Annotated in this window: 4 protein-coding genes; all 4 read left to right on the top strand. The window is 42.6% G+C overall.

Annotated elements, in window-relative coordinates; all coding sequences use genetic code 11:
- Positions 1–191 precede the first annotated feature (191 nt).
- The 4 genes from sufC (at position 192) to O9295_RS04595 (ending at position 5,416) form a co-directional block, all read left to right on the top strand.
- Positions 192–962 (top strand): Fe-S cluster assembly ATPase SufC, encoded by a 771-nt coding sequence (gene sufC, locus O9295_RS04610; protein ID WP_002756123.1) that lies wholly within the window; start codon positions 192–194, stop codon positions 960–962.
- A 271-nt stretch (positions 963–1,233) separates the two neighbouring features.
- Positions 1,234–2,559, top strand: coding sequence for a Fe-S cluster assembly protein SufD (sufD, locus tag O9295_RS04605; RefSeq protein ID WP_288032042.1), 1,326 nt, complete (start codon positions 1,234–1,236; stop codon positions 2,557–2,559).
- 55 nt (positions 2,560–2,614) lie between these two features.
- A complete protein-coding gene (locus O9295_RS04600) occupies positions 2,615–3,877 on the top strand; it encodes a SufS family cysteine desulfurase (RefSeq protein ID WP_288032039.1) in 1,263 nt (420 codons plus the stop codon).
- A 33-nt stretch (positions 3,878–3,910) separates the two neighbouring features.
- The gene (locus tag O9295_RS04595) at positions 3,911–5,416 is read left to right on the top strand and encodes an RluA family pseudouridine synthase (RefSeq protein WP_288032036.1); all 1,506 of its coding nucleotides are present in this window, start codon (positions 3,911–3,913) and stop codon (positions 5,414–5,416) included.
- The last annotated feature ends 197 nt before the right edge of the window (positions 5,417–5,613 follow it).

Below are 5,613 nucleotides of genomic sequence, written 5' to 3'. Positions count from 1 at the left end.
AGTTATCAGTTATCAGTTATCAGTTATCAGTTATCAGTTATCAGTTATCAGTTATCAGTTATCAGTTATCAGTTATCAGTTATCAGTTATCAGTTATCAGTTATCAGTTATCAGTTATCAGTTATCAGTTATCAGTGTTCGCTGAAATATAATTAGTCTCTAGAAATATTTGCAGTTGCCAACAAAAAAACATGAGTGAAGTAATTTTATCGGTAAAAAATCTGACCGCTAGTATTGATGGAAACCAGATTCTTAAAGGAGTTAACCTCGAAATTAAAGCAGGTGAAACCCACGCAATTATGGGGCGCAATGGCTCAGGAAAAAGCACCTTTTCCAAAGTAATCGCTGGACATCCCGATTATGAAGTAACTGGGGGAGAAATAATTTATAAAGGCGAAAACCTTTTGGACAAAGAACCCGATGAACGAGCGCTTATGGGTATCTTTCTCGCATTCCAATATCCCCTAGAAATCCCCGGCGTTAGTAACCTCGATTTTCTTCGCGTTGCCTACAATGCCCGACAAAAATATCTAGGCTCGGAAGAATTAGATAGTTTTGACTTTGAGGAATTAGTCGAGAAAAAACTAGAAGTTGTCCAGATGAATCCTAGCTTTCTTGGCAGAAGTTTAAACGAAGGTTTCTCCGGTGGTGAGAAAAAACGTAATGAAATCCTACAAATGGCATTATTAGAACCTACTTTAGGAATTCTCGATGAAATTGACTCCGGTTTAGACATCGATGCTTTGCGAATTGTTGCCCAGGGAGTCAATCAATTAGCTACTCCCGATAACGCTTTTTTACTTATCACTCACTATCAGCGTCTGCTCAACTACATTGAACCCGATGTTATTCATGTTATGTACGATGGGCGCATTGTCACCAGTGGCGGTAAAGAATTAGCCCTCGAATTAGAAAGAACTGGCTACGATTTCCTCGACGAACAATTATTAGCCGTTAAGTAATCTAGCTATCAGTTATCAGTTATCAGTCATCAGTTATCAGTTATCAGTATTCAGTTATCAGTATTCAGGAGTCAGTATTCAGGAGTCAGTATTCAGGAGTCAGTATTCAGGAGTCGGGAGATAGGGTGATAGGGATTTAGGGGTTTAGGGAAATTTCAGCCAAATGCTCCACTACCCCACTACCCCACTACCCCACTACCCCACACCCCACTACCCCACTACCCCACTACCCCACTACCCCACACCCCAACCCTCCAACCCCCTCTTACCAATGACAGCCATAATCACGAAACCTGAACAATCAGGAGAATTATTGTTAAAATTGTCGCGAGAAACGGTTCCCACTATCGATAACGGTAAAATTCTCGAATTAAGAGAATCGGGAGCCAGTAAAGCTCAAGAATTAGCCATCCCGGGCAAAAAAGACGAAGAATGGCAATTCACCGATTTAAGTCAACTCTGGGCGATCGATTTTCGCGTCCCCCAAACCGTTACAATCGATAAAAATGCCCTCGCTACTTTTTTGCTGCCCGAAGCCAAAAACAGCCACCTAGTCTTCGTTAACGGCATTTATCAGCCCGAATTGTCCGATATCTCCGCTTTACCCGCCGGTGTCAGCGTCGGCAATCTCGCCAATGCACAAAAAGATGTTCTTGTCAACTATCTAGGCAAAGAAAAAACACCCGAATTTTTTACCGCACTCAACCAAGCTGGTTTAAGCGATGTAGCAGTAATTCACGTCACCGCTAACACCGTCGTCACAACCCCGATACATCTCTTATTTATCACCGTTGTGGAGGAAATTCCCCGCTTTTATCAGCCCCATAGCCTAATCGTGGCGGAAACGGGAGCCAGTGTCAATATTATTGAGAACTACGGGGCTTTAGCCGAATATTGCTCCGATTTACCTGTAAATTACTCTTATTTCACCAACGCTGTCACGGAAATTTACCTCGAAGCCAACGCCGAGGTCATCCATACCAGAGTACAACGGGAATCGGGAGATGGTTTTCACATCGGACGCACGATAATTGAACAAGGGCGCGATAGCCGTTACACTCTCAACGAGATAAATCTAGGAGCTAAACTCTGCCGTCATAACCTCGATATCCTGCAAAAAGGAGCACAAACCGAGACAAATCTGCACGGATTAGCCATGATTACTGGACAACAAACCACCGATACCCACAGCGCCATCTATCTCAACCATCCCCACGGCATCACCAAGCAACTGCATAAATGTATCGTTGATGGTAGCGCTCACGCTATCTTTAATGGTAAAGTGTTTGTTCCCAAACCCGCCCAATTAACCAACGCCTCCCAGTTAAATCGGAATTTGTTAATTTCTAACAAGGCACGAGTCAACACCAAACCCGAATTACAAATTACCGCCGATAACGTCAAATGTTCCCACGGGGCAACCGTTAGCCAACTGGAAGCCGATGATTTATTCTATCTGCAAAGCCGGGGCTTAAGTGCCGACACCGCCCGCAGTTTGTTAATTGATGCTTTCTCGGCCGAGATTTTAGCTAAAATTCCTCTAGAATCCCTCCGCCAAAGATTGGGGCAATGCGTCGCCTGTCGCAGTGTGGAATAACTCTACCGGGGTGGGTGTCAACCTGCCCAAAGTACCCCTCTGACTCCTGACTAAAATGACAATTATCCAAGAAAAAACCCTCGCCCAAAAAGTCCGCGCCGATTTCCCTATCCTCCATCAAACCGTACACGATAAACCCCTTATCTATCTCGATAGTGCCGCCACTTCCCAAAAACCCATTCAAGTATTAGAAACCCTGCGAAACTATTACGAAAAAGATAACGCTAATGTGCATCGGGGGGCGCATACTTTAAGTGTCCGGGCAACGGAAGCCTACGAAGGAGCCAGAGATAAGGTCGCTAGGTTTATTAATGCCGCTTCTCGTCAGGAAATTGTCTATACTCGCAACGCCACGGAAGCGATTAATTTAGTCGCCTACAGTTGGGCATTAAATACCCTGAAAGCAGGGGATGAAATTATTCTCTCGGTGATGGAACACCACAGTAATTTAATCCCCTGGCAAATTGTCTCCCAAAAGACGGGGGCAGTGATTAAATATGTGCAGTTAACCAGCGAAGAAAGCTTTGATTTAGAACAATATAAATCCTTGTTGTCTGACAAAACTAAATTAGTTGCTGTCCTTCATGTTTCTAATACATTAGGCTGTATTAATCCCGTTGCCGAAATAGTCAGCCTTGCCCATCAAGTCGGGGCGAAAGTATTAATTGATGCCTGTCAAAGTGTCCCCCATTTAGCCATTGATGTGCAGGCCATAGATTGTGATTGGTTGGTGGCTAGTGGTCATAAAATGTGCGCCCCCACCGGTATTGGATTTTTGTACGGCAAAGAGGCGATTTTAGAGGCAATGCCGCCCTTTTTTGGTGGTGGCGAAATGATTGCGGAAGTCTATTTAGACCATTTTACCTGTGCCGAACTGCCCCACAAATTTGAAGCGGGAACCCCCGCTATCGGCGAAGCGATTGCTCTCGGTGCTGCGGTAGAATATTTAATGGGTTTAGGTATGGATAATATTCATGCCTACGAAGAAGAATTAACCGCCCATTTGTTCAAAAAATTAGGAGAAATTGAGGGTTTAAGAATTTACGGGCCATCACCTAGTTTAACGGGCCAGGGTCGGGCTAGTTTAGCCGCCTTTAATGTGGAAGGGATTCATGCCAGTGATTTAGCCACTTTATTAGACCACGAAGGAATCGCTATTCGCTCCGGTCATCACTGTACCCAACCTCTACACCGCTTTTTTGATGCTTCTGGCAGCGCGCGGGCAAGTCTATATTTTTATAATACCCCAGAAGAAATCGATCGCTTTATTGTCGCCCTACAGGAAACTATCGATTTCTTTGCCAATTGTTTTTCTTAGGGGTATCTCTAGCCCTTTTCCTGTTCTTAAAGAGTGAAGGAAGTTACTTATTATTATCAAGGAATTTGTCCTGAAACGGGGGAGTTATTGCGCTTGCCCCGTACTCTTTTGGCTGAAAAAATTGCCCGAGATTTGATGACAACTATCACCAATCCTCAAGGTAAAATGTATGGAATTTTGTTAGGAGAAAATGCTGCTGGCGAAATAGAAGTTTTAAAAGCTTTTTCTGGACAGGGAGAAGCTGCTGGCTGGGTTCCGTCCCTAGTGGGGAGAGAAAAAATTGTGCTGGAAGAAAAGCGAGTTTTGCAACTTTTAGAAACAATTAAACAGGAAATTATTACCCTACAATCAATTCCCGAACATAATTTATATCGACTCAATCAAGCAGATTTTGAGCGTAAAATACAAGCTTTACAGCAACAACATCAAAACCATAAACAGGAACGAGATAGGTTAAGAAATTTAGGAGATTTAAACCCAGAAGAATTAGAAAAATTAAATAATATCAGTCGTCAGGAAAAAAGAGCAAGAAAGCAGTTAAAACAGGAACAAAAACAAGTTTTAAAACCCTTAATTGAGAAAATAAACTTAGCCAATCAGAGAATTATTGAACTTAAGCAACAGCGTAGGAACCTCTCCAAACAGTTACAGGAATTGCTTTATCAATCCTACTGTTTAAACAACTTTTCTGGACAATCTCTCTCCTTGGCTAAATTGATGGGCAGTAATTTGTTACCGACGGGAACAGGGGAATGTTGCGCCCCGAAATTATTAAATTATGCCGCCATGAAAGGATTAAAACCTGTCGCCATGGCCGAATTTTGGTGGGGAGAATCGAATCGAGATAGAAAACAGGGAGAATTTTATGGCGCTTGTCAAGAAAGATGTCAACCTCTCATGGGTTTTTTACTCTCTGGTTTACGTTCGTCCCTAGAAATTATCTACGAAGACGAGGGAATAATTGTTATTAATAAACCTGCGGGATTATTATCGGTAGCAGGACGTTATCAAGATAGTCAAGATGCTGTGGCCAATCGGTTTCGTAGTCAGGGAAAAAATGTCATTCCAGTTCATCGTTTAGACCGAGAAACTTCTGGTATATTATTACTAGCTAAAAGTTTAGATATTTATCGTTGTTTATCCCAACAATTTCAACGGAGAGAAGTGGAGAAAATCTACGAAGCTATATTATCAGAAATTATTGAGCGAGAATCAGGCATAATTGACCTACCTCTCTGGGGAAATCCGCAAAATCGACCCTATCAAACTGTGGACTGGCAAAGGGGAAAAGCTAGTCAAACCTATTTTAAAGTTGTCGGCAAAGAAGGCAATTATTCTCGGCTAGAATTTATTCCCTACACGGGAAGAACCCATCAAATTCGTGTTCATAGTCAACAGGGATTAGGGATAGGAATTTTAGGCGATCGCTTGTACAATGGTAAGCAGTCCGACCGTTTACACCTACACGCTAAACAATTATCGTTTCGTCATCCTCAGACCGAAAATAAACTTGATCTCATCATTCCCACCCCCTTTTGAGAGCTATAATTGCTAACAGCCAAAAATTAGCTATAGTAACCCGAACTGGGGTTAAATAGGGTTTGCTGAATAAATCTAAAAACCTTGTTGGATAAGGTTTTTAGACTTTTTTTCCCTCAAAAAGTGCCGACCATTGGAGTGATTGGGGGGAAAATTCAGGTACTTTTTCCCTGAAAATTAGGTAGTTGACCACCTGA

Origin of the sequence: Microcystis sp. LE18-22.4A (assembly GCF_027531105.1) — a bacterium.
Classification (GTDB): Bacteria; Cyanobacteriota; Cyanobacteriia; order Cyanobacteriales; family Microcystaceae; genus Microcystis; species Microcystis aeruginosa.
Note: the sequence above shows the minus strand (reverse complement) of the source record. Positions and strands in the feature narration are given on the sequence as shown.

What these genes read in the sequence shown, in the direction of transcription:
- sufC (WP_002756123.1), top strand. Translation starts at nt 192, where the DNA reads ATGAGTGAAGTAATTTTATCGGTAAAAAATCTGACCGCTAGTATTGAT.
- O9295_RS04600 (WP_288032039.1), top strand. Translation starts at nt 2,615, where the DNA reads ATGACAATTATCCAAGAAAAAACCCTCGCCCAAAAAGTCCGCGCCGAT.
- sufD (WP_288032042.1), top strand. Translation starts at nt 1,234, where the DNA reads ATGACAGCCATAATCACGAAACCTGAACAATCAGGAGAATTATTGTTA.